Origin of the sequence: Endozoicomonas sp. ONNA2 (assembly GCF_024606365.1) — a bacterium.
Taxonomy (GTDB): domain Bacteria; phylum Pseudomonadota; class Gammaproteobacteria; order Pseudomonadales; family Endozoicomonadaceae; genus Endozoicomonas.
The window spans coordinates 1-2,439 of sequence record NZ_JAHHPO010000605.1 but is presented as its reverse complement, the minus strand read 5'-3'; the positions used below and the strand labels follow the sequence as shown (position 1 = coordinate 2,439).

The 2,439-nt window shown below is 48.8% G+C and carries 2 protein-coding genes; both read left to right on the top strand.

Going from position 1 to position 2,439, the window contains the following annotated elements:
• Positions 1-132: 132 nt before the first annotated feature.
• Complete coding sequence (locus KDK14_RS10690; protein ID WP_257265095.1) at positions 133-1,062, top strand: trans-aconitate 2-methyltransferase; 930 nt, start codon at positions 133-135, stop codon at positions 1,060-1,062.
• 12 nt (positions 1,063-1,074) lie between these two features.
• Complete coding sequence (locus tag KDK14_RS10685; protein ID WP_257265094.1) at positions 1,075-2,376, top strand: amino acid permease; 1,302 nt, start codon at positions 1,075-1,077, stop codon at positions 2,374-2,376.
• Positions 2,377-2,439 lie beyond the last annotated feature (63 nt).

The window sequence follows — 2,439 nt, the reverse complement described above, 5'->3', positions numbered from 1 at the left end:
CGCTACGGGCGCTATTCTCGGACAGCCTCCTGGGCAAAAATCGTACAAAAAAACTGGCCCGGAAATAAAAGTGGATAAAGTGTATCCGGCATCTATGCTTGTGGTCTCACCCGTTGTTTGCAGGTGCCAACCATGAGAGTAATTGGAAGCATCCCTACAAGAATTGCTTTTATTTTCCTGCTTTTATTGTCCATGTACCCTTATGCCGAGGCAGTCGATAAGTCAATGGTACCGGAAGGGGAATACTCACTTTCCAACAAGTGGGATATGAGTAGACAAAGACTGGAAGCCTTGCAACAGATCCTTGATCCTCTGTCACAGGCCAGTCTGAAACCATACCTGAAGAGGGGCGGCCATTTCCTGGAGATAGGTCCGGGCCTGGGGTCGATGAGTCGATTCCTCGCAGAATCGACAGGAGCGGACGGCAAAGTCATCGCGCTGGATATTGATGATCACTTCCTTGATGAAGTAGCGGCAATTGCCCCTCAGATTGAAGTTATTCATGAAGATATCACACGTTATGATCCCGGCGACAGCCAGTTTGACCTGATTTATATCCGGCTCGTGCTCATGCACTTGACTCACAACGACAATCAAGCACTCATCGCCAAACTGGCCCAATCATTGAAGCCGGGCGGTTTTCTGGTTATTGAGGATTTTGTTGATACTGGAAATGCAAACCGGTTCCGCCATCTTGGCAAAATTGATGCGAAGCTGCTCAGCTACGTGCAGGAGGCCTATCACAGAATGTCAAAACATATTGACCAAGAGCAGGGATATCAGCTGGCAGACATGATGTCAGAGGCCGGTCTGGTTAATGTAGATGCACAGATATCCTGTAAACGGGTCCAGGGTGGTGATAATGCTCATGGTCGTTTGATGTATCTTTCTCTCAGCCAGCTCGAACCGTACTTCAGGGAAATACCGGAGCATGACACACTATTTCCTTTAATTCAGGCTGCATGGACGAACCCGGATTTCAATTGGTATGAACACGCAAGGGTTATTTCCGTTGGTCAAAAAAAGCCCCTGAGATGCCAATCCAGGACAAAAGATGCGTGATTATGGTGACCTGTGACTAACTGTCATCACACAGTGGGTTTTACCAGTGCAGTGCTGCTGATTATCGCTAATGTCATTGGCGCTGGTACGTTCACCATAACCGGCCTGATGTTAAGTCAGGTTGGCCACCCTGTACTGGTATTGTTGATCTGGTTAATTGCCGGCCTGGTCATGCTGTGTGGTGCGGCCTGTTATGGTGCCCTGGCAAGTCAGATACCGGAATCCGGCGGTGAATATCTTTTCATCTCCAGAATGTATCATCCTGTGCTGGGTTGTCTGGCAGGGTGGGTGTCGCTGCTGGTGGGGTTTTCCGCCCCAATCGCCGTCTGTGCTTTTGCGCTTGGTGAGTATACACGTCACTGGCCCATTTTTTCAGGGTTGGCTGACTCCAGGGTCATTGGTACTGTCTTTATTGTTCTTATTGCTGTCATGCATAGCGTCGGTAGAGATCAGGGCCTGATGATTCAAAACCTGATGATTTCCTGCAAGTTGGTCCTGATGGGCGCTTTCATTTATCTGATTTGGGATCAGATAGCCATGGAGCAACTGAACACCAGCTCATTGCCGTCCCCCGCAGACTGGCATTTTGATGGTCTCTCAACCGGTTTTATCTGGGCATTCTTTGCCTATTCAGGCTGGAACTCGGTCATTTACATTGCCAGCGAGCTAAAGGCATCTCAACGGAACCTGATGCAAGTGACAATGACGGGAGCCTGCCTGGTTTTACTCATCTATCTGGTATTAAACTATGCCATTCTCGGACAGGAGCATGTTGACGATATCGTGGGGCAGGTAGATTATCTGCTGCTGATTGCTGAACACTCTTCCAGCCCGTGGGCAGTGGTGATTGCCGCGATCATTGTTAACCTTGCCTTGCTCAGCTCACTCTCCGCATTAATCATGCTAGGCCCCCGGGTTTATGCCAAAATGGCTGATGACGGTTACTTACCGGAATTTCTGCAAGCTAAAAGTGGCAGCCACCGCAATTCGATACTCTTTCAGGGGATCATTGCCCTATTGATTCTCTGGTATGGCTCTTTTGAGTTTATGCTTTCCAGTATTGGCTATCTACTGGGCATTTGTTGTGTAATAACCGTCATTGGCCTGGTCAGGCTGAAACTGAAGGACAGGCATATTAAAGTTCTATTCTGGCCCTATGCCCCAACGATTTTCATTGCCTCTGTCACGTTCTGTGTCATCCACCATATATACATGCATCCAACACACAGCCTCACCGGGCTGGTACTGGCTGTGCCGGGCTTGTTGTTCTGGTTTCTTGGCAAAAATGCAAACGCGGTTAAAGAAAAAGGCTAGGAGGCTGCCCGAGAATAGCGCCCGTAGCGAGGATGGCAGAAAATTGAGGATAAAAAGTCGGAA